The sequence below is a fragment of the Nonomuraea sp. IBHARD001 genome (assembly GCF_056106265.1).
On record NZ_JBWBBW010000002.1, the window covers coordinates 8,405,953 to 8,428,435 of the forward strand.

Annotated in this window: 12 protein-coding genes and 3 rRNA genes; 9 read left to right on the forward strand and 6 right to left on the reverse strand. The window is 65.9% G+C overall.

What is annotated here, in order from left to right; translation table 11 throughout:
* Positions 1-55: 55 nt before the first annotated feature.
* Entirely contained in the window at positions 56-1,102 is a 1,047-nt protein-coding gene (locus ACTWNK_RS39885) for a hypothetical protein (RefSeq protein WP_474310120.1), read from the reverse strand.
* A 438-nt stretch (positions 1,103-1,540) separates the two neighbouring features.
* The gene (locus ACTWNK_RS39890; protein ID WP_474310121.1) at positions 1,541-2,863 is read right to left on the reverse strand and encodes a KamA family radical SAM protein; all 1,323 of its coding nucleotides are present in this window, start codon (positions 2,861-2,863) and stop codon (positions 1,541-1,543) included.
* A 208-nt stretch (positions 2,864-3,071) separates the two neighbouring features.
* Between ACTWNK_RS39890 and ACTWNK_RS39895 the strand changes: the two genes are divergently transcribed.
* From ACTWNK_RS39895 to ACTWNK_RS39915, 5 genes are all read left to right on the forward strand, one after another.
* Positions 3,072-3,632 (forward strand): DUF1707 SHOCT-like domain-containing protein, encoded by a 561-nt coding sequence (locus tag ACTWNK_RS39895; protein ID WP_474310122.1) that lies wholly within the window; start codon positions 3,072-3,074, stop codon positions 3,630-3,632.
* Between the two features lie 140 nt (positions 3,633-3,772).
* Positions 3,773-4,804 carry a phosphate acyltransferase PlsX gene (gene plsX, locus ACTWNK_RS39900; RefSeq protein WP_474310123.1) on the forward strand — a complete coding sequence of 344 codons (1,032 nt, stop codon included), beginning with the start codon at positions 3,773-3,775 and terminating at the stop codon, positions 4,802-4,804.
* 62 nt (positions 4,805-4,866) lie between these two features.
* Complete coding sequence (locus ACTWNK_RS39905; RefSeq protein ID WP_474310124.1) at positions 4,867-7,170, forward strand: HAD-IC family P-type ATPase; 2,304 nt, start codon at positions 4,867-4,869, stop codon at positions 7,168-7,170.
* On the forward strand, positions 7,167-8,894 hold the full coding sequence (gene argS, locus ACTWNK_RS39910) for an arginine--tRNA ligase (RefSeq protein WP_474310125.1): 1,728 nt from the start codon (positions 7,167-7,169) through the stop codon (positions 8,892-8,894). The genes ACTWNK_RS39905 and argS overlap by 4 nt, the downstream gene beginning before the upstream one ends.
* Positions 8,895-8,995: 101 nt before the next feature.
* Positions 8,996-10,324, forward strand: a complete 1,329-nt coding sequence (locus ACTWNK_RS39915; RefSeq protein WP_474310126.1) for a hypothetical protein — start codon at positions 8,996-8,998, stop codon at positions 10,322-10,324.
* 608 nt (positions 10,325-10,932) lie between these two features.
* Here ACTWNK_RS39915 and ACTWNK_RS39920 read toward each other — a convergent pair.
* Positions 10,933-11,316, reverse strand: a complete 384-nt coding sequence (locus tag ACTWNK_RS39920; RefSeq protein WP_474310127.1) for a cell division protein SepF — start codon at positions 11,314-11,316, stop codon at positions 10,933-10,935.
* 167 nt (positions 11,317-11,483) lie between these two features.
* Here ACTWNK_RS39920 and ACTWNK_RS39925 point away from each other — a divergent pair, with 167 nt between their 5' ends.
* Both ACTWNK_RS39925 and ACTWNK_RS39930 read left to right on the forward strand, forming a co-directional pair.
* Positions 11,484-12,248: a PhzF family phenazine biosynthesis protein gene (locus ACTWNK_RS39925; protein ID WP_474310128.1), complete on the forward strand. Its 765-nt coding sequence runs from the start codon at positions 11,484-11,486 to the stop codon at positions 12,246-12,248.
* A 961-nt stretch (positions 12,249-13,209) separates the two neighbouring features.
* Positions 13,210-13,494, forward strand: a complete 285-nt coding sequence (locus ACTWNK_RS39930) for a putative quinol monooxygenase (protein WP_474310129.1) — start codon at positions 13,210-13,212, stop codon at positions 13,492-13,494.
* A 250-nt stretch (positions 13,495-13,744) separates the two neighbouring features.
* Here ACTWNK_RS39930 and rrf read toward each other — a convergent pair.
* The 3 genes from rrf to ACTWNK_RS39945 all read right to left on the reverse strand — a co-directional run bounded on the left by rrf (position 13,745) and on the right by ACTWNK_RS39945 (position 18,943).
* Positions 13,745-13,861 (reverse strand): 5S ribosomal RNA (gene rrf / locus ACTWNK_RS39935).
* 74 nt (positions 13,862-13,935) lie between these two features.
* A 23S ribosomal RNA gene (locus ACTWNK_RS39940) occupies positions 13,936-17,039 on the reverse strand.
* Positions 17,040-17,423: 384 nt separating this feature from the next.
* Positions 17,424-18,943: ribosomal RNA gene (locus ACTWNK_RS39945) — 16S ribosomal RNA — on the reverse strand.
* Together the 16S, 23S and 5S rRNA genes form the textbook arrangement of a ribosomal RNA operon.
* Positions 18,944-19,442: 499 nt before the next feature.
* Between ACTWNK_RS39945 and ACTWNK_RS39950 the strand changes: the two genes are divergently transcribed.
* Positions 19,443-21,500 carry a S9 family peptidase gene (locus ACTWNK_RS39950; protein WP_474310130.1) on the forward strand — a complete coding sequence of 686 codons (2,058 nt, stop codon included), beginning with the start codon at positions 19,443-19,445 and terminating at the stop codon, positions 21,498-21,500.
* A complete protein-coding gene (locus ACTWNK_RS39955; RefSeq protein ID WP_474310131.1) occupies positions 21,497-22,483 on the forward strand; it encodes an aldo/keto reductase in 987 nt (328 codons plus the stop codon). Before ACTWNK_RS39950 ends, ACTWNK_RS39955 begins: the two co-directional genes overlap by 4 nt.

Here is a 22,483-nt window from a genome sequence, read left to right on the forward strand (position 1 = left end):
GCCTCTCGGAATCGCTCGGAGCGTCCGGGCCGAGATCGGGCCCAGGCGACGCGTCCTAGTGCTTGGTCGCGAGACCGGTGACGGCCGTGGTGGTTTCCGACAGAGAGGTGAGGGTCTCCTTGACGGTGGTGGCGGCCTTCGAGGTGTTGGACTCGACGACCGCGGTGGCGGCGTCGACGAGCGGGGCGATCTCGTCGATGGACGCCGTGTCGACCACGCTGGGGAGCGTGTCGACCAGCGGCGCCGCCTCGACGGGGGTGACCACGCCGATGACCGGCGCCAGCTCGGGCGAGCCTGCCTGGGGCACGGCGCGCTTGACGGTCTCGGTGACCTCGCTGACGGCGTCGGCGTCGGCGGCCACGGCGGGCAGGCCCGCGGTGGCGTTCTTGACCGAGACGCCGATGGTGTCGACGGTGTTCTCCAGACCGGTGACCAGGTCGGCGACCGGGCCCTCCAGCGGGAGCGAGCCCCCGGCCAGCTTCTCCAGCGAGACGCCGAGGATTCCGGCGACGATCTCGTCGACGCTCCTCAGCAGACCGCCGACGGTGTCGGCGCCCGTGGCCTGGGTGGTGACCGCTGCCAGCACGTCCTGGCCGTTGAGCAGCGGAGCCGTGAGGCCCTGCGCAGCCCTGAGCACGTCGAGCGACGGCTCCGGGCTGGACATGGGCTCCAGGCGCGAGCCCGAGGGCAGCGCCGCGGCGACCGCGCCGAGCGCGTCGCCCGGCAGTGCCTTGGTGAGGGGCGCGAGCGCGTCACCGGGCAGCGCCTTGGTCACACCGCCGAGCGTGTCACCGGAAAGCGCTCCGGTGACACCGGCGAGCGGGCCGCCCTTGGCTCCGCCGAGCGTCTCTCCGAGCGACCCGGTGAGCGAGCCGAGCGGGCCGCCGCCGAGCGCGCCGGTCAGGGAGTCGAGCGGGCTACCGCCGTTGCCCCCGAGCAGGCCGCCCAGCAGACCCTCCAGCAGTCCGCTGATCGGGTCGGTCCCCTTGGTCATCGTGCCGGCGACATCGCCGGTGTCCTGCGCCTGGGCCGGTGCGGCGGCGACCGCCGCGGCCAGCCCGAAAGTTACGACGGCGACAGCCGCCTTGAGCACTCGATTCATGATTGCCTTCCCGGCTCGTAATCGATTCGCATTCCTGAATTGGTCAGTGAAAACGCGAATCAAAGACCCCCGAAAGCCGGAAGCACGCTGTGGGCACCACACCGACCGCGCCGTCCGGCTGAGCTACTGACGCATTTGTATCACCACCTCAACGGGGCTCCCCGCGCCGGAAACCCCGGCGGGCAAGGGGTTGGAGCCCCAGACGGGCGACAAAACGATCAAGAAACCCCCGGGCGACAAATCCGGAAATGACGATGCGAAACCCGGCGGCCAATCCGGATATTCCGCAGACGTCACCCAACACAATGATCAAGGAACCGCCCGGCCCGAGGACAAGGCACGGGAAAATAAACGTCCCGGGCCGGGGGTTCAGATTTTCCGCTTGCGAGATACCGGCTTGACTGCTCAGGCGAACATCACACGACGTTCACGCGATCATCACGCGGACAAACGGGTATCCCTGGCCGCCGGTTCGAACGGAAAGCGGTCGGCGAATGCGGGCCGCAGATCGCTGAGCCAGGCGGCCCGAGGGTCGTATCGGGCGAAGAACGGCCTGCCGACGAGAGAAGGGTCGCGGGACTGAATGAGATGAAGAACGAAAACGCGCTGCCCGGCGATCTCGGTGATGCCGTCGACGCACACCTTCCCCGGCGTCGCCGACATGGAGGGCCCCCGTACGGTCCTGCACAGTCCCGACACACCGGCATACGCGTCGCGGAAGATCTCGTACGCCCTGGCGAGCGGCACCGCGAAGTAGTCCTGCGGCCCGGTGTCGCGCTCGACGAACATGTAGTACGGGATCATGCCCATCGCATGCTGACGACGCCACATCTCCCGCCAGATCCCGGGATCGTCGTTGATCGACCTGATCAGCGGCGCCTGCGTGCGAATCGTGGCCCCCGTGCCGAGGATGCGCGAGACGGCCGAGTCCAGCAGCGGCGACTCCAACTCCCGGGTGTGGGAGAAGTGGGCCATGAACGCGAGGTTCTTGCCCGCAGCCACGACCTGCTCGAACAGCTGCAGCGTCTCGTCGGCGTCCGGATCGGTGGTGAAGCGCTGCGGCCAGTAGGCCAGCGACTTGGTGCCGATGCGGATCGACTCCAGCTGCTCGATCTCCAGCAGCGGCTCCACGTATCTCCTGAGCACGCCCTCCCCCATGATCATGGGATCGCCGCCGGTGAGCAGCACGCTCGTGACGCTCGGATGGTCGCGCAGATAGGCGACGAGCTGGTCGACGTCGCTGGATGCGAACTTGAGGTCGGCGTCCCCGACGAACTGCGCCCAGCGGAAGCAGTAGGTGCAGTAGGCGTGACAGGTCTGCCCCTGCTTGGGGAAGAACAGCACGGTCTCCGGGTACTTGTGCTGCATCCCCGGCACGGGCTCGCGGCCGATGCGGGGCACGTTGAGGTCGAGCTGCCCCGCGGGATGCGGATTGAGTTTCAGTCGTATCTGCCGGGCCGCCTCCTGCAGCTCGGCGTTGGGCGCCTGGGAGCGCAGCAGGTCCGACAGCCGGTCCACGTCGGCGCGCGGCAGCATGTCGGCCTGCGGGAAGACCAGCCGGTAGATGGGATCGTCCGGCGCGGCCGCCCAGTCGATGAGCTCGTCCACGACGTAGGCGTTGGTGCGAAAGGGCAGCACCGTGGCGACGGCGCGTACCCGAAGACGTTCGTCCTCGTCGAGTCCCGCTCGGGTCAGGAGCTCGTCGAGGTGCTTGGACGTGTAGGCCGTGAAGCGTCGTGTTCCTTCTTGATTCAAGATCACTAGGCGTTTCCCGTCTTTTTGTTCGTCCGGAGGTAAACCTGTTGACCCTGTCGTGCGTCTAGGGCTCTTATACCCGGACGCTACCGGCCATACTTCTGGTTCCCCTGAGGGCAAAGCTTCCAGTGCGCTGTGGAAACTCGCGACATATCGCGTTATCGTGGAGGAAGGCCGGAAAACACGGGCTTCCCGAGCGACGAAGGCGACCACCATGACTGCCGAAGACCCCATCCTGCGCGCCTCGGACGCCGACCGCGACCAGGTCGCCGCCGTGCTCGGCGAGGCTCTGGCCAGCGGCAGGCTCACCAGCCTCGAACACGCCGACCGCCTCGAAGCCGTCTACTCCGCCACCACGATGGGCCAGCTGCAGCCCATCACCCGCGACCTGCCCGCCGTCACCACGTCCGGCGCACCGGCGGGCGTCGAGAGCCAGCACGTCAGCGCCGTCTTCAGCAAGGTCGTGCGCAAGGGCCGCTGGATCGCCTCACGCCACACCACGCTCAGCGCCAGGTTCGGCGCGCTCATCGTCGACCTGTCCGACGCCGTGCTCCCCGGCCGCGAGATCACCATCGAGGCCGCGTCCTCCTTCGGCAAGCTCATCATCCGGGTGCCCGACAACGCGCACGTGATCGACGAGGGCAGTGCGATGTTCGCCAAGCGCCAGGTGTCGGGCGGAACGGGCGGCGACGGCCCGCTCATCCGCATCACCGGCAGGGCCGTCTTCGGCAAGGTGATCGTCTCCAAGGGCCTGTCCGACTGGAACCTCGCCTGACCACCCCTCGGCCGGGCGTAATCTGAACCGCCGGGCCGAATCCGGCATACCCTCCCGACCCGGCGTCCGAGCAGGCCCTCGCCTTGCCTACGATGCGGAAAGACTTCCCGCACGACCGTACCCAGGCACGAGGTGACCGATTGCCGGACACGACCGCACCGCATGCGCCCGTGGCCCTCGACGCCATGGGCGGCGACCACGCGCCGAACGAGATCGTCGCGGGCGCGGTGCACGCGGTCAGGGAGCGCGGCCTGTCGGTCGTCCTCGTCGGCTCACCCCGTGTCCTGTACGAAGCGCTGGCCGACCACGACGCCACCAAGGAGATCCCCATCGTCAGGGCCGAAGAGGCACTGGCCATGGACGAAGGCGCACTCGCCAGCCTGCGCCGCCCCCGCTCCAGCATCGCCGTCGCCTGCCACCTGGTACGGCGAGGCGACGCGTGCGCCGTGGTCTCGGCCGGATCGACCGGCGGCCTCGTCGCGACCGGCAGGCTGCGGCTCAAAGGCCAGCAGGGCCTGCTGAGACCGGCCATCGCCGTGTCGCTGCCCACCACGCCGCACCCCACGGTCCTGCTCGACGCCGGGGCCAACGCCGAGGTCAAACCGGAGATGCTCGTCCAGTTCGGCCATCTGGGCGCCGCGTTCGCCGAACTCGCCTACGACATCGACGACCCCCGCGTCGCCCTGCTCAGCATCGGCAGCGAGCCGGAGAAGGGCGACAAGCTCACCAAACGCGCACACGAGCTGCTCCGCCAGACCTCCGGCCTCCACTTCGTCGGCAACATCGAGGGCCACGACCTGCTCACCGGCGCCGCCGACGTCATCGTCACCGACGGCTTCACCGGCAACGTCGCCCTGAAGACGCTCGAAGGCGCCGTCCGCTACACCTTCGGCGAGCTCAAGGACACCATGCGCGACAGCAGGGTCGCCCGCGTCGGCGCCTTCATGCAGCGCGGCCGTATCAAGGAGCTGTACGGCAGGCTCGACTCCGACGCCTACGGCGGCGCCGTACTGCTCGGGCTCAACGGGACCGTCGTCATCGCGCACGGCAACTCCAGGGCCAGGAGCATCAGCGCGGCCTGCCAGCTGGCCGCGACCGTGTCGGCCAGGGGCATCGTCAACCGCATCGGCGAACGGCTGTCGGCGGGGCATCGGCCGCACCGGCTGTGGTGATCGGGGACGCCCCGCACTGATCACGTAATGTGAGATCCCTACACCGAAGGTGGGGGGAACGTGTGGACGGGCTGACTTCTGCGCAGGTGGCCGAGCTCGTCGCGGCAGGCAGGACCAACGACGCCCCCCGGCGGTCGAGCCGCTCGCTGTCGGCCATCGTCAGGTCCAATGTGTTCACGCTGTTCAATGCCGTCATCGGCGTGCTGTGGGCGCTGATCCTGATCTTCGGGCAGTGGCAGGACGGCCTGTTCGGACTGGTCATCGTGTTCAACGCGGCGATCGGCATCATCCAGGAGCTGCGCGCCAAACGCACGCTGGACAAGCTGGCCGTCGTCAACGAGGCGCCGGTCAAGGTCGTGCGCGACGGACGTGAGCAGGAGATCCACCCGCGCGAGATCGTCCTGGGCGACCTCGTCCTGCTCGGCCCGGGCGACCGGCTGCTGGTCGACGGCGAGGTCGGCTCGGCCGAAGGGCTGGAGATCGACGAGTCGCTGCTCACCGGCGAGGCCGACGCCGTGCACAAGAAGCCGGGCGACGAGGTGCTCTCCGGCAGCTTCTGCGTCGCGGGCTCGGGCGCCTTCACCGCCACGAAGATCGGCAGGGACGCCTACGCGGTGAAGCTGGCCGACGAGGCGAGCAAGTTCGCCCTCGTGCACTCCGAACTGCGCGACGGCATCACCTCCTTCATCAAGTACGTCACGTGGCTGGTCATCCCGATCGGCGCACTGCTCATGTTCAGCCAGATGCGGCTCGATGTCGGCTTCGGCGAGGCCATCACCGGCGCGGTCGCCGGTATCGTCACGATGATCCCCGAAGGGCTGGTCCTGATGACCAGCATCGCCTTCGCCGTCGGCGTCGTACGGCTCGGCAGGCGCAAGGCACTGGTGCAGGAGCTCGCCGCGATCGAGGGCCTGGCCAGGGTCGACGTGCTGTGTGTCGACAAGACCGGCACGCTCACTGCGGGCGGCATGGACCTGGACGAGGTGCTGACCGAGCGCGACGACCTGCCCGTCGCCGAGGCCCTGGCCGCACTCGCGAACGTCGACCCCAGGCCCAACGCCACCGCCCAGGCCATCCAGGTGCGCTACGACACCATGCCGGCCGGGTGGCGGGCCACCAGGAGCGTGCCGTTCTCCTCCGCGCGCAAGTGGAGCGGCGCCGACTTCGGGCCCGAAGGCGCCTGGGTGCTCGGTGCCCCCGACATCCTGCTGCAGCCGGGCGGCCACGCCTACGAACGCGCCGCGGCCCTCGCCGCCACCGGCGCACGCGTGCTCGCCCTGGCCAAGGTGCCCGACCTCGACAGCACCGGCGATGTGGACGTCACCGCCGCCGCCCTGGTGACGCTCAAGCAGCGCATACGCCCCGACGCGCACGAGACCCTGCGCTACTTCGCCGAGCAGGGCGTCACCATCAAGGTCATCTCGGGCGACAACCCCGAAGCCGTCTCCGCCATCGCCACCCAGCTGGAGATCCCCGGCGGCGACCGCGCCGTCGACGCCCGCACACTGCCGATCGACGATCCGGACAAGCTGGCCGACGCCCTGGAGAACAACACCGTGTTCGGCCGGGTCACCCCCCAGCAGAAACGCGCGTTCGTCGGCGCACTGCAGTCCAAAGGACACACGGTCGCGATGACGGGCGACGGCGTCAACGACGTGCTCGCCCTCAAGGACGCCGACCTGGGCGTCGCCATGGGCGCGGGCAGCGCCGCCACCAAGGCCGTGGCGCAGGTGGTGCTGCTGGACAACAGGTTCGCCTCGCTGCCGCACGTCGTGGCCGAGGGGCGCAGGGTGCTGGCCAATATCGAACGGGTCTCCAACCTGTTCCTCACCAAGACCTTCTACGCGATCGTGCTGTCGCTCATGGTCGGGGTGATCGGCGTGGCCTTCCCGTTCGCGCCCAGGCACTCGACGCTGGTCAACGCGCTGACGATCGGCATTCCCGCGTTCTTCCTGGCGCTGGCGCCGAGCAACGAGCGTTCCAGGCCCGGCTTCGTGCCCCGGGTGCTGCGCTTCGCCGTACCCGCCGGGGTGATCTGCGCGTTCGCGGTGCTGGCCTCGTACTGGGCGGCGCACAACGGCACCTCCTCGCTAGAGGCCGATCGCACGGCGGCCGTCATCACGCTCTTCCTGACCACCTGGTGGGTGCTCTTCCTCATCGCCAGGCCGTTGACGTGGTGGCGGGTCGCACTGGTGGCGGCCATGGGCGTGCTGTTCGCGGGGGCGCTCGCCGTGCCGTTCGCCAGGGACTTCTTCGCCCTGTCGCCCGGTGACGTCGGCAACGATCTGGTGGCGCTCGGCATCGCCGCCGTGGCGGCCGTGGCGATCAGCGTCGCGGTCCGCGTCATCGGTAGGCTTAGAGCATGACCGACCCGCAGATTGTGCTCACCGAGCGCGTCCAGCAAGCGCTGGCCACCGCGTTCGGTTCCGAGTACGCCGACGCAGACCCGCTGATCCGGCCCTCCCAGTTCGCCGACTTCCAGGCGAACGTCGCGATGAGCCTGGCCAAGCGACTGCGACGAGCGCCGCGGGACGTCGCGGAGGCCATCGCCGCCGAGCTGGGCGACTTCCCCGGCACGGTCGAGGTCAGCGGACCCGGCTTCCTCAACATCACCCTCGCCGACTCCTGGATCACCGGCGAGGTGCAGAGCGCCCTGGCCGACCCGCGCGCCGGCGTCGGCGTCGTCGCGCCCGCGCAGACGGTCGTCATCGACTACTCCGCGCCCAACGCGGCCAAGGAGATGCACGTCGGCCACCTGCGCACGACGATCGTCGGCGACTCCCTCGCCCGCACGCACGAGCACCTCGGCAACACCGTCATCAGACAGAACCACCTGGGCGACTGGGGCACGCCGTTCGGCATGCTCATCGAGCACCTGCTCGACATCGGCGAGCACGCCGCCGTCGCCCAGCTCGAAGCCGGCCAGGGCACCGAGTACTACCAGGCGGCCAGGGTCAAGTTCGACAGCGACGAGGACTTCAAGCGCAGGGCGCGCGAGCGGGTCACCACCCTGCAGTCCGGCGACCCCGAGACCATGCGGCTGTGGCACGTCTTCATGGACGCCACCATCCGCTACTTCAACAAGGTCTACGCGATGCTCGGCGTCACGCTCACCGACGACGACATCGCCGGTGAGAGCATGTACAACCCGATGCTGGAGCGCACCTGCGACGACCTGGAGGCCATGGGCGTCGCCGTACGCAGCGAGGGGGCGTTGTGCCTGTTCCCGCCCGGTTTCACCGGGTCGGACGACAAGCCGCTCCCGCTGATCATCCGTAAGAGCGACGGCGGCTACGGCTACGCCACGACCGACATGGCCGCCATCCGCCACCGGGTCGACGACCTCAAGAGCGACCGCATCCTCTATGTCGTCGGCGCCGACCAGTCGCTGCACTTCCGCATGGTGTTCGCCTCCGCCGAGCAGGCCGGATGGCTGCCGGAGACGGTCAGCGCCGAGCACATCCAGATCGGCATGATGCTCGGCCAGGACGGCCGCAGGTTCAAGACGCGGTCGGGCGAGTCGGTCAAGCTGACCGACCTGCTCGACGAGGCCGTCGAGCGCGCCGAGGAGAGCATCGCCAGCCGGGGCTACGACGAGACGATGAAGAAGGAGATCGCACACGCCGTCGGCATGGGCGCGGTGAAGTACGCCGACCTGTCGATCAGCCACGACAGCGAGTACATCTTCGACTTCGACCGCATGCTGTCCTTCTCCGGCAACACCGGCCCCTACATGCAGTACGCCACGGCCCGGATCCGCTCGATCTTCCGCAAGGCGGACGCCGACCCGGCACGGGCCGACGGCACGATCGTGCTCGGCGAGCCCGCCGAACGTGCGCTCGGGCTGCAGCTGCTCGGGTTCGGCTCGGTGGTCGAGCAGGTGGCGGAGCTGGCCGAGCCGCACCGCCTGTGCGCGTACCTGTTCGAGACGGCCAGCCTGTTCAGCACCTTCTACGAGGAGTGCCCGGTGGCCAAGCCCGGCGTCGACGAGCAGACCAAGGCATCGCGCCTGGCCCTCTGCGCGCTGACGCTCCGGGTCCTGGAGACCGGGCTGGACCTCCTGGGGGTCCCGGTCCCCGAGCGCATGTAGACATGTCCGCCATTGGGCGCGCCTCCCCAAGGTTGGCGCGCCCACAGGCTAGGCTTTGCGCGGTCATTGAATTGCGGCCGAGTTTCGGGGAGTTCTCTGCCTTGAGCACGGATCTGACCGCGAGCCCCCAAGCCGCGACGGAGCTACATCGCTATGCCGAGGCGCTGCTGGCCCATCTGGCGGCCAATGGGTCCGCGCCACCAGCCACTCCCGCCTTCGCCGATCACGAGGGCTACTGGCTGCCTCCCGCCGTCCAGGCCCTCGTCGCGATCCTGTCGGGCGAGGAGTCCATCGAGCCGCTCGCCAAGGCCGCCAACCGCGACCAGCAGTCGACGGCGCTGTTCCTGTGCCTGGCCCTGGCCGTCGCCGGGCACGGCGGGCGCATCCACGCCTCCTGGCTGGGCACCGCGTTCGGCGAGCTGTCCCTCGACCGACCCGTGACACACGGCCAGCGCTCCCTCTGGCTGGCCGCCGCCCGCGGCGCCTACGGCCCGGCAGGCAAGATCTTCGTACTGCGCCGCCTCGACGCCCTGTCGATTCCCGACGCGGCCGACGTCAGCGAGTGGCTGCGCGCCCTTTCGCCCGGTGAGCCGACCGTCGTGGTGCCGCGCTCGCTCGTCGACTTCCCCGAGCTCTCCGAGATCACCGAACTGGCCGGGCCCGCCCAGTCGGCGGCCAGGTTGTCGCGGTTGCGGGCCCGGTGCACCGAGATCACCTCGGCCAAGCAGGCCGACCAGGACGCCTCCACGCCGCTGGCCAACAGCTCGGGCGCCCCGGCCACCACGTGGGCCGAGGACGAGCCGCTCGCCGTACTCCGCTCGCTCATCGGGCTCGGCGGTCCCGAAGGCCCGATGGGGCCGCTCGTCGGACACCTGCTCGACGACCTGCGTCCCGGCGCTGATCCGCATCTGGCGGCCATCGCCCTGCACGTGGCCGCGCCGATCCTGCGCACCGTCGCCGAGGAGCTCGCCGCAGGCACCCAGGAGCCGCCGCCCACCACGGTGACGGTGCCGATACTCGGCCATCGCATCGTGCTGCGCCCCGAGGGGCCCGACGACACCTCGATGGCCGACGCCGAACGCCGCATCGTCGCCGAGGGCGTGCCGCCGCGGGGCGTTCCCTGGCCTGGGTACCTGCTGCTCGGGCTCGGGGTGCTCACCATGATCGGGATCTTGGCGTCGGTGTTCCTCGTTGTTCCCGGCGTTGCTTTGGTCGGTGCGGGCGGGTATCTGCTGTGGCGTCGGCATCAGGCTGACGCGGTGGATGCCGCTTACGTGGCTACTCGTGTCGGGGAGTTGCGGGAGTTGGCGGAAGGGGCGGTGTGGGCGTTGCACGAGTACGCGCGGGAGTCGGCTGCCCGAGCCGAGCAGGCGGAGACCGACGCCACCGAGCTCACGCGGTTGTTGCGACGGGGGCCTCGGGCGGCTTGAGGGGTGCGGGGTTCGGGGGGTCGGCTTTTGGGGTGTGCTGATCGCCGGTTGCCTTGGGCGGGTGTGACGCAGCGCGGGTGCGTTGGTCGTCGGCGCAGCGGGCGTTGGCTGGTTGGCTTCGGGGCTGCGGCACTGGCTTCAGTGCTGGCCTCGGGGCTGGCTTTGGGACTGGCTTTGGGGCTGGCTTCGCGACCTTGGGCGTAACCGGCTGCGGCTCTCGGCCTTGCCTCTAGGTTCTGGCTCGGCTCGACCTTGCGTGCTTGGCGGCGGCGCCGCAGCTTTTCGCCAGGCTCCGCCCAACCTTGGGGGGCGGGCCTCGGCTTCGCTCGCTCGGTTTTTCGCCCTGGCTGCCCATGGCCTGCGGCCCGTGGGCCTGTGGCCTGTGGGCGGTAGGCGGCGGGACGGCCGATATGCCCGCGCGGCCTGGTGGCCACGCCGGCATGAATGCGCCCGCACCCCGATGGCACGCCGGTTCACGGCATGCCTGCTCGATCACAGGTGTGCTTCACCCCATGCGGGCGCATTCGCTCAGCAGCGGCCGGTATGCCTTGGGGGTAGGACCGGCCACGACCAGCGTGCGCACCCGAAATGGGGGACGCCGCCCAGCGCTACGTGTTCTCGATCTCCACGTGCGCCGGAGCGAGCAGGAACACCCGATCGGCGATACGCTCGATCCGACCCTCACACCCGTAGGCGAGTCCCGCCGCGAAGTCCACCATGCGGGTGGCCTCGGGCATCGGCATGCCGGTGACGTCCATGATGACCGTCTGGCCCTCACGGAAGTGCTGCCCGATCATCGGTGCGTCGTTGTACTTCAGCGGCTGCACCATGACGATCCGAGACGGCTCCACGTTGGCTCGCCATCTCTTCGCAGCCCGCTCCGAAGCCGGAACGAACTCGTCGTCGTCGTACTGCTCGTCGTCATAGGCGTCGTCGTACTGATCGATGCCGCCCAGGCCAAGGTAGCTTGCCACCTTGCGCACTGCCCCCATCGGCTTGTCCTTTCCTCAGGAACTCACCGCAATCGGCTTGTCCCGACACATTGGACGGTAACCGACGATTCGGTATTCGCCATGCGACACGCCCAGTACCTATTCCATCTTGTACGGCTTGCATCCCAGTTGACGAACGGTTATCGCCCCACCATAGAGTCGACGCCATGCGCCTGTTCACGGTTGACGCCTTCGCCGACTCCGCTTTCCAGGGTAATCCTGCCGCGGTCTGTCTCCTCGAGTCCGCCGCACCGGAGACGTGGATGCAGTCGGTGGCCCAGGAGATGCAGCTGTCCGAGACAGCCTTCCTCCTGGGCAATTCGCTACGGTGGTTCACCCCTGAGGTGGAAGTCGCCCTTTGCGGTCATGCGACGCTCGCGACGGCACACGTCCTGTATTCGACCGGCCTGGCGACCGGCACCCTGGAATTCGAGACCAAGAGCGGCACCCTGACCGTGAATCAGACCGGCGACGGGATGATCACGATGGATTTCCCGGCCAAGAATGTGACCCCGGTCACCGCTCCCGAAGGCCTGGAAAACGCACTGGGCGCCCGCGCTCTCTGGGTCGGCCAAAGCGCCTTTGACCTGCTGGTGGAGGTCGAATCCGAAGAGGTCGTCCGTACCCTCGAACCCGATATCGCGGCCCTGTCCGAGATCGACGTACGAGGCGTCATCGTCACCGCGGCCGGCACGGAAGCCGACTTCGTCAGCCGCTTCTTCGCCCCTCGCGTAGGCATCGTGGAGGACCCCGTCACCGGCTCGGCTCACTGCGCGCTGTCCCCCTTCTGGTCGGCCAGACTCGGCCGCCCCACCCTCACGGGCCGCCAACTCTCGCGCCGGGGCGGCACCATCCGAACCACCCTCCGCGGCGACCGAGTGGACCTCACCGGCAAAGCCATCACCATCACCTCAGGCACTCTCCACGCCTAACAGCGCCTCGCGCCCTGTTCCTACCTGCCTGCCCCCCACCGTCCGTAGTAGGCCCCGCCACGAGTTGCAGTTCGATCAACACACCCCACCCCCTTGGAACGCACTTGGAGTTCCGGGCCAAGTCCTGTCAGCCGACCAGCCCAACGAACGCGACAGGCGGCACACGACGACCAGGTGAGATCGAGACGAAGCCAGCCGAAGGCAACCGCCGCCAACGACAGCGCGAGACGAGGAACAGAGCCCGCACACCAACGAGCCGCAGAGCCTCACCTGTCAAGAAGAACCGCCGAAGGCCCCCCACAAGCCCGGAGGACTCCGCTACGCCCTGCGACGCACACGAAGGGTAGCCAGAGGCACACACACCTCTTCCACGACGCCCACGGCCCTCTGAGCCCGCCCCTCCCCCCAACCCACCCAAGCCCCAACCACCCGCGTACGCCTACCTCCCCGCTCTCCCACCACGAACGCCAAGAACCCGAAAAACAGAACACCCCACCCAACGACCTATGCAAGACACCAGCAGGGCCATGAGAAACGACGATCCCCACGGCCCCCAACACGGCCATGCCCCATTCCTCCATCGCGACCTCCCTCCGCAGCGACGACTTCGCGCGGGTCCTCCGGGTCCTCGCGGGGTTCTCGCAGGAGTTGAACGAGGCCGGGCTCAGAGAGGCCAAAGCGTCGGGCGCTCATTCCGTCGACACCCGTTGGCCGCACAGCCAGCAAGTCATGATTGACGCCAGCCACACCCCACACGCACTGAAGACCCAGCGCCCCACCGCAGGAGACCCCAGCGCACGAGCCACGTCAGCACGAGACGCGGGAGCACATGACGCGGGAACGCAGAAACCTCGAACGCGAATCCCCGCGAATCCCCAGAACAGACAACAGGCGACGAACCCCAGAACACCAAATGCCCCAGCACAGCCCGCACGCCAGTTCGTATTCGTATGATGGCGAGATGATCATTATCTCGGGCTGGCTCAAGGTTGACCCCGCTGAGCGTGACGACTATCTGCGGACATGCCTAGACGTGATCGCCCATGCCAGGCGTACGGCCGGCTGTTTCGACTTCTCCCTCGGCGCCGATCTCGTCGAGCCCGACCGCATCAACATCTACGAACGCTGGGATTCCCCCGAAAGCCTCGACGCCTTCCGCACCTCAGGCCCAAGTGACGACCAATCATCGATGATCCGAGACGCCGAAGTGGCCAGGTACGAAATCTCCGGAAGCGGCCCAGCCTAACCCCGAGCACACCACCCGGGCACACCCTCGACGGCCGCCCACGGCCAGCCCGAAGCATGCGTAAGCCCTGCTCAGCCCGCCAATCGCCAACACCCGACGCACGAACGAACACGCGAGCAATCGAACGAGGAACGCACCACCAGCCGCAAACCAGGCAGTGCCCCATTCTTCGGCTTCTTCAGCGCAACATTCTTCGGTACAACGCAAAAAGGGCCACCCCGCACAAGCGGGGTGGCCCTTTTGAAAGATTGTCCGGCGGCGACCTACTCTCCCACACCCTCCCGAGTGCAGTACCATCGGCGCAGTAGAGCTTAACTTCCGGGTTCGGAATGTAACCGGGTGTTTCCTCCACGCTATAACCGCCGTAACACTATGAAACTGTCAAACAGACCAGCTGTTTGTGGTTTCAGAATTGCCTAGTGGACGCGAGCAAGATGCTTTGTGGTCAAGTCCTCGGCCTATTAGTACCGGTCAGCTCCACACGTTACCGTGCTTCCACCTCCGGCCTATCAACCCAGTCGTCTACTGGGAGCCTTACCCACTCTCATGGTGGGAGACCTCATCTCAAGGCGAGCTTCCCGCTTAGATGCTTTCAGCGGTTATCCCTTCCGAACGTAGCCAACCAGCCGTGCTCCTGGCGGAACAACTGGCACACCAGAGGTTCGTCCGTCCCGGTCCTCTCGTACTAGGGACAGCTCCTTTCAAGTCTCCTGCGCGCGCAGCGGATAGGGACCGAACTGTCTCGCGACGTTCTAAACCCAGCTCGCGTACCGCTTTAATGGGCGAACAGCCCAACCCTTGGGACCTACTCCAGCCCCAGGATGCGACGAGCCGACATCGAGGTGCCAAACCATCCCGTCGATATGGACTCTTGGGGAAGATCAGCCTGTTATCCCCGGGGTACCTTTTAGCCGTTGAGCGACGGCGCTTCCACATGCCACCGCCGGATCACTAGTCCCAGCTTTCGCTCCTGCTCGACCCGTCAGTCTCACAGTCAAGCTCCCTTGTGCACTTACACTCGACACCTGATTGCCAACCAGGCTGAGGGAACCTTTGGGCGCCTCCGTTACTCTTTAGGAGGCAACCGCCCCAGTTAAACTACCCACCAGACACTGTCCCCGATCCGGATCACGGACCAGGGTTAGACGTTCAAAACGACCAGAGTGGTATTTCACCAATGACTCCACCACCACTAGCGTGACAGCTTCACAGTCTCCCACCTATCCTACACAAGACGTTCCAAACGCCAATGTCAAGCTGTAGTGAAGGTCCCGGGGTCTTTCCGTCCTGCTGCGCGTAACGAGCATCTTTACTCGTAGTGCAATTTCGCCGGGTCTGCGGTTGAGACAGCGGGGAAGTCGTTACGCCATTCGTGCAGGTCGGAACTTACCCGACAAGGAATTTCGCTACCTTAGGATGGTTATAGTTACCACCGCCGTTTACCGGCGCTTAAGTTCTCAGCTTCGCGACTTACGTCGCTAACCGGTCCCCTTAACGTTCCGGCACCGGGCAGGCGTCAGTCCGTATACATCGTCTTACGACTTAGCACGGACCTGTGTTTTTAGTAAACAGTCGCTTCCCCCTGGCCACTGCGACCCCCACCAGCTCCAGGCGCAAGGCCTATCACCAGCAGAGGTCCCCCTTCTCCCGAAGTTACGGGGGCAATTTGCCGAGTTCCTTAACCACAGTTCACCCGATCGCCTTGGTATTCTCTACCTGACCACCTGAGTCGGTTTAGGGTACGGGCCGCCATAACACTCACTAGAGGCTTTTCTCGGCAGCATAGGATCATCCACTTCGCCACAATCGGCTCGGCATCACACCTCAGGCTGTATGAGACGCGGATTTGCCTACGTCTCGCCCTACATGCTTACCCCAGGAACAACCATCGCCTGGGCTGGACTACCTTCCTGCGTCACCCCATCGCTTACCTACTACCCGATCGGTCCGAGCGTTCACCCCACCCAAGCCCGAAGGCTTTAGGAAAGGCTAAGGACTCTTAGCATCACGAGGTTCAGTATGGGCGCGTTAAAGCGGGTACGGGAATATCAACCCGTTGTCCATCGACTACGCCTGTCGGCCTCGCCTTAGGTCCCGACTTACCCTGGGCGGATTAGCCTGGCCCAGGAACCCTTGGTCATCCGGCGCGAGGGTTTCTCACCCTCGATTCGCTACTCATGCCTGCATTCTCACTCGTGTACGCTCCACGGCTAGATCACTCTGCCGCTTCACCGCAGCACACGACGCTCCCCTACCCATCCACACCTTGCAGTGTGAATGCCACGACTTCGGCGGTGTACTTGAGCCCCGCTACATTATCGGCGCGGAATCACTTGACCAGTGAGCTATTACGCACTCTTTCAAGGGTGGCTGCTTCTAAGCCAACCTCCTGGTTGTCTCTGCGACTCCACATCCTTTCCCACTTAGCACACGCTTAGGGGCCTTAGTCGGTGATCTGGGCTGTTTCCCTCTCGACTACGGAGCTTATCCCCCGCAGTCTCACTGCCACGCTCTCACTTACCGGCATTCGGAGTTTGGCTGACGTCAGTAACCTTGTCGGGCCCATCGGCCATCCAGTGCTCTACCTCCGGCAAGAAACACGTGACGCTGCACCTAAATGCATTTCGGGGAGAACCAGCTATCACGGAGTTTGATTGGCCTTTCACCCCTACACACAGGTCATCCCCCAGGTTTTCAACCCTGGTGGGTTCGGTCCTCCACGAGGTCTTACCCTCGCTTCAACCTGCCCATGCGTAGATCACTCCGCTTCGGGTCTACAGCATGCGACTCAAACGCCCTATTCAGACTCGCTTTCGCTACGGCTCCCCCACACGGGTTAACCTCGCCACACACCATAACTCGCAGGCTCATTCTTCAAAAGGCACGCAGTCACATCACACACCAGACAAGCTGGTGCAAGCTCCTACGGCTTGTAGGCACACGGTTTCAGGTACTATTTCACGACCCCTCACCGGGGCGCTTTTCACCTTTCCCTCACGGTACTTGTTCACTATCGGTCATCAGGGAGTATTTAGGCTTACCAGGTGGTCCTGGCAGATTCACACAGGATTTCTCGGGCCCCGTGCTACTTGGGATCCCCTCAAACAGTCCAAAAGGTTTCGCCTACCCGGCTCTCACGGTCTACGGCGCCCCTTCCCAGAGGCTTCGACTACCCAAAGGATTTATCACTGTCCGACCAGGCGGCAGCCTGATCAAGAGGGTCCCACGACCCCGGACATGCAACGCCTGCCGGCTATCACACATGCCCGGTTTAGCCTCATCCGCTTTCGCTCACCACTACTCACGGAATCACTCTTGTTTTCTCTTCCTACGGGTACTGAGATGTTTCACTTCCCCGCGTTACCACCAACCGCCCTATACATTCAGGCGGAGGCAACACCACATGACTGGTGCTAGGTTTCCCCATTCGGAAATCCCCGGATCAACGTCTGATTGGCGACTCCCCGAGGCTTAACGCAGCCTTCCACGTCCTTCATCGGCTCCTGATGCCAAGGCATCCACCGTGTGCCCTAAAAAACTTGGCCACAAAGATGCTCGCGTCCACTATGCAAATCTCAAACAACAAACAGCAACCAAACCCGGCCCGCCATCAGACCACCACCCCGTTTCCACGAGATGATGCGATCTGGCAGGAGGATGGCCCTGAACGAGGCTCCAACAGACAGCGAGCCCGCCTCAGCGGGCCCGACCGGTCCGTTCCCTCAGGACCCAACAGTGTGTCCGGGACAACCCCACCCCTGAACCGCCGTTCCCACTCCCCAAGGGTGAACCCCCAGGGCGGTACTTGCCGGACAGCGATGACGCCGAACCGAGTAGCCAGTGCTCCACTAATGAGCTGCCGTGTGCAGAACATTCGCCTGCAATCACAGCGTAGACCGGGTTTTGACGACCGGTCAGATGCTCCTTAGAAAGGAGGTGATCCAGCCGCACCTTCCGGTACGGCTACCTTGTTACGACTTCGTCCCAATCGCCAGCCCCACCTTCGACCGCTCCCCCCCTTACGGGTTGGGCCACGGGCTTCGGGTGTTGCCGACTTTCGTGACGTGACGGGCGGTGTGTACAAGGCCCGGGAACGTATTCACCGCAGCGTTGCTGATCTGCGATTACTAGCGACTCCGACTTCATGGGGTCGAGTTGCAGACCCCAATCCGAACTGAGACCGGCTTTTAGGGATTCGCTCCACCTCACGGTATCGCAACCCTCTGTACCGGCCATTGTAGCATGTTTGCAGCCCAAGACATAAGGGGCATGATGACTTGACGTCATCCCCACCTTCCTCCGAGTTGACCCCGGCAGTCTCCCATGAGTCCCCAACCCTCCGAAGAGGTTGCTGGCAACATGGAACAAGGGTTGCGCTCGTTGCGGGACTTAACCCAACATCTCACGACACGAGCTGACGACAGCCATGCACCACCTGTCACCCAGTCCGAAGAGGGCACCATCTCTGATGCTTTCCGGGCGATGTCAAGCCTTGGTAAGGTTCTTCGCGTTGCGTCGAATTAAGCAACATGCTCCGCCGCTTGTGCGGGCCCCCGTCAATTCCTTTGAGTTTTAGCCTTGCGGCCGTACTCCCCAGGCGGGGCGCTTAATGCGTTAGCTCCGGCACGGAATCCGTGGAAGGACCCCACACCTAGCGCCCAACGTTTACAGCGTGGACTACCAGGGTATCTAATCCTGTTCGCTCCCCACGCTTTCGCTCCTCAGCGTCAGGTAAGGCCCAGCAAGCCGCCTTCGCCACCGGTGTTCCTCCTGATATCTGCGCATTTCACCGCTACACCAGGAATTCCGCTTGCCCCTACCTACCTCTAGCCGGCCCGTATCCACCGCAGAACCCGAGTTAAGCCCGGGTCTTTCACGGCAGACGCGACCAGCCACCTACGAGCTCTTTACGCCCAATAATTCCGGACAACGCTTGCGCCCTACGTATTACCGCGGCTGCTGGCACGTAGTTAGCCGGCGCTTCTTCTGCAGGTACACGTCAACTTCGTCCCTGCTGAAAGAGGTTTACAACCCGAAGGCCGTCATCCCCCACGCGGCGTCGCTGCGTCAGGCTTCCGCCCATTGCGCAATATTCCCCACTGCTGCCTCCCGTAGGAGTCTGGGCCGTGTCTCAGTCCCAGTGTGGCCGGTCGCCCTCTCAGGCCGGCTACCCGTCGTCGCCTTGGTAGGCCACTACCCCACCAACAAGCTGATAGGCCGCGAGCCCATCCCCAACCGAAACAACTTTCCACACACAGACCATGCGATCGTGTGTCATATCCGGTATTAGACCCAGTTTCCCGGGCTTATCCCAGAGTCGGGGGCAGGTTGCTCACGTGTTACTCACCCGTTCGCCGCTCGAGTACCCCGAAGGGCCTTTCCGCTCGACTTGCATGTGTTAAGCACGCCGCCAGCGTTCGTCCTGAGCCAGGATCAAACTCTCCAAACAATGCCTGGAAATGTTTCACCCGGCTGATACTGCATGTATCAACCAAAGGAATCCATCACACCCACAATGTGAGCGCGACGGGGTTGTGCATCATGCACTGGCTTTTAACACACTGTTGAGTTCTCAAGAAACGGACGCGTACACCCTCAACCACCAGGTGGCGTTCATTCCGTCGTTGTGTCTCAATCTTAGCTCATCCGCCGTTTTTGTGTCAAACCCGGAGGCTTTGTCACAATCCCGTCAAACACGCTAGGATTTCGATCACCCCGTTTCCGGGGCAACCCCTCTAACTTACCAGCCATCAAACCGTTCTGCGAACCGATCATCAGGACTGCTGAGTTTGTGGGGCCTGCCGTCAGTGGACGTCGCGAACCATGCCGGATTCACCGGAGTGAAGTGGTTGGTTGCGCCGTACCTCGTCGGCTCCTAAACATTAGCAGCCGTCCTGAGCGCTCAAACCACGAACGAGATCACGAACAGGCCCCGACCGTAGACTCGGATGGTGAGCAGCCAGTTGCCGCCAGAGGCGAAGAAGGTTCCCAGCGAGCGTATCCATCACGGCGACACCGTGATCGACGACTACTCCTGGCTAACGAACAAGGACGATCCCGACACGATCGCCTACCTGGAAGCCGAGAACGCCTACGCCAAGGAGACGACCGCGCACCTCGCGGACCTCCAGGAGCAGGTGTTCCAGGAGATCAAGGGCCGCACGCAGGAGACCGACCTGAGCGTGCCGAGCCGCAAGGGCGCGTGGTGGTACTTCAGCAGGACCGAAGAGGGCAAGCAGTACGCCGTCTCCTGCCGGGTCCCGGCCACGGGCGACATTCCACCGACCATCAGCACCGACAGCACGCTGGACGGCGAGCAGGTCCTGCTCGACGGCAACGCGCTGGCCGGTGACAGTGACTTCTTCGCCGTCGGCACCAGCGCCATCACGCCCGACGGCTCCATGCTCGCCTACTCCACCGACTACACCGGCGGGGAGCGCTTCACGCTCAGGTTCAAGGACCTGACCACGGGCGAGCTCCTCGCCGACGAGATCCCGGGCGTCTTCTACGGAGGCACGTGGGCCGCCGACGGCTCGGCGTTCTTCTACACGCGCATCGACGACGCGTGGCGCCCCCACCAGCTGTACCGGCACACGCTCGGCACACCGGCCGATGACGACGTGCTCGTCTACGAGGAGACCGACGAGCGCTTCTGGGTGGGCATCGGCCTGACCAGGAGCGAGAAGTACCTCGTCCTGGGCGTGGGCAGCAAGATCACCAGCGAGGTGCGCATCCTCGACGCCACCGACCCGACCGGCGAGTTCCGCGTGGTCAGGCCCCGTGTGACCGGCGTCGAGTACAACCTCGAGCACGCGGGCGAGCACTTCTACGTCCTGCACAACGAGAACGCCGAGAACTTCCAGCTCGCCACGGCCCCCCTGGACGACCCCGGCGCCTGGACCACCGTGATCGAGCACCGCGACGACACCAGGCTGCTCGACATCGACGCGTTCGAGGGCCACGCGGTGCTGCACCTGCGCCGCGACGGCCTGACCGGTCTGCGCGTCCTGCCCAAGAACGGCGAGGCCTACGAGATCGCCTGGCCCGAGCCGCTCTACGACGTCTCCCCCGCGGGCAACCCGGAGTTCGGCACCAAGCTGCTGCGCCTCGGCTACACCAGCATGGTGACGCCGCCTTCGGTCTACGACTACGACGTGACCACGCGCGAGCTCACCCTGCTCAAGCGCAAGGCCGTGCTCGGTGGCTACGACCCCGGCGACTACGAGCAGTTCCGCGACTGGGCGACCGCCGAGGACGGCACCCGCGTGCCGATCTCCATCGTCAGGGCCAGGACGACGGGCCAGGAGGCGCCGACCGTCCTGTACGGCTACGGCAGCTACGAGTCGTCGATGGACCCGGCCTTCTCGGTGGCCAGACTGTCGCTGCTCGACCGGGGTTTCGTGTTCGCCATCGCCCATGTACGCGGCGGCGGTGAGATGGGCAGGCGCTGGTACGAAGAGGGCAAGCTGCTGCGCAAGCGCAACACGTTCACCGACTTCGTGACCGCGGCCAAGCACGTGAAGGCGGCGGGCTGGAGCTCGGCGGTCATCGCGCGCGGCGGCTCGGCCGGCGGCCTGCTGATGGGCGCGGCGGTCAATCTGGCCCCCGAGGAGTTCGCGGGCGTGGTGGCGGAGGTGCCGTTCGTCGACGCGCTCAACACGATCCTCGACCCGTCGCTCCCGCTGACCGTGATCGAGTGGGACGAGTGGGGCGACCCGCTGCACAACGCCGACGTCTACGCCTATATGAAGGGCTACACGCCGTACGAGAACGTGGCGGCCGTGCCGTACCCGCCGATTTTGGCGATCACCAGCCTCAACGACACGCGGGTGCTCTTCCACGAGCCCGCGAAGTGGGTGGCGAGGCTGCGGGCGACGGCGCAGGGCGGGCCCTTCCTGCTGAAGACGGAGATGGGCGCCGGGCACGGCGGGCGGAGCGGGCGCTACGACGCCTGGCGCGAGGAGGCGTTCGCACTGTCGTGGATCATCGAGCGGGGCGGCAAGTGACGTTCGTCGCGGCCGGGGGCCGATACGAGCGGCAGCCGTACAACAGGAGTGGGCGTAGTGGGCTCAGGCTGCCCGCGGTGTCGCTCGGGCTGTGGCACAACTTCGGCGACGACCGGCCGATCGCGACCCAGCGTGCGATTCTGCGCAGGGCGTTCGACCTGGGGGTGACGCACTTCGACCTGGCCAACAACTACGGCGAGCCCGACGGGTCGGCCGAGCGCAACTTCGGCTCGATCTTCGCCTCGGACTTCCGGGCCTACCGGGACGAGGTGATCGTCTCCTCCAAGGCCGGCTACTACATGTGGCCTGGTCCCTATGGCGAGTGGGGTTCGCGCAAGAGCCTGCTGGCCAGCCTCGACCGGTCGCTGGGCAGGCTGGGGCTGGACTACGTCGACGTCTTCTACAGCCACAGGCCCGACCCGGACACTCCGCTGGAGGAGACGATGGGCGCGCTGGACCGGGCGGTGCGCTCGGGCAAGGCGTTGTACGCGGGCGTGTCGAACTACCCCCCGGAGCAGACGGCACGCGCGGCCAGGATCATGCGCGAGCTCGGCACACCGCTGGTGATCCATCAGCCGTCGTACTCGATCGTCAACCGATGGATCGAGGACGGGCTGCTGGACACGCTGGAGGAGGAGGGGCTCGGCTGCATCGTGTACTCGCCGCTGGCGCAGGGTGTGCTGACCGACCGCTATCTCGGCGGCGACATCCCGGCCGACTCGCGGGCGGCGACCAGCCACTTCCTGTCCGCCGACCAGGTTGACCGCGAGCTGGCCGCAGGCCTGAACGAGATCGCGGCCGCCAGGGGGCAGAGCCTGGCGCAGATGGCGCTGTCCTGGGCGATCAGGGACGACAGGGTCACCTCGGTGCTGATCGGTGCGAGCAGCGTCGCCCAGCTGGAGGCGAACGTCGCCTGTGTGGACGGCCCGCCGTTCACCGAGGACGAGCTGGCCGCCATCGACGAGGTCGCGGCGGCCCGCTAG

Bases quoted from the DNA above. Each gene is read 5' to 3' on its own strand.
- ACTWNK_RS39885 (WP_474310120.1), bottom strand. From the start codon at position 1,102: ATGAATCGAGTGCTCAAGGCGGCTGTCGCCGTCGTAACTTTCGGGCTG.
- ACTWNK_RS39895 (WP_474310122.1), top strand. From the start codon at position 3,072: ATGACTGCCGAAGACCCCATCCTGCGCGCCTCGGACGCCGACCGCGAC.
- argS (WP_474310125.1), top strand. From the start codon at position 7,167: ATGACCGACCCGCAGATTGTGCTCACCGAGCGCGTCCAGCAAGCGCTG.
- ACTWNK_RS39920 (WP_474310127.1), bottom strand. From the start codon at position 11,316: ATGGGGGCAGTGCGCAAGGTGGCAAGCTACCTTGGCCTGGGCGGCATC.
- ACTWNK_RS39925 (WP_474310128.1), top strand. From the start codon at position 11,484: ATGCGCCTGTTCACGGTTGACGCCTTCGCCGACTCCGCTTTCCAGGGT.
- ACTWNK_RS39930 (WP_474310129.1), top strand. From the start codon at position 13,210: ATGATCATTATCTCGGGCTGGCTCAAGGTTGACCCCGCTGAGCGTGAC.
- ACTWNK_RS39950 (WP_474310130.1), top strand. From the start codon at position 19,443: ATGGTGAGCAGCCAGTTGCCGCCAGAGGCGAAGAAGGTTCCCAGCGAG.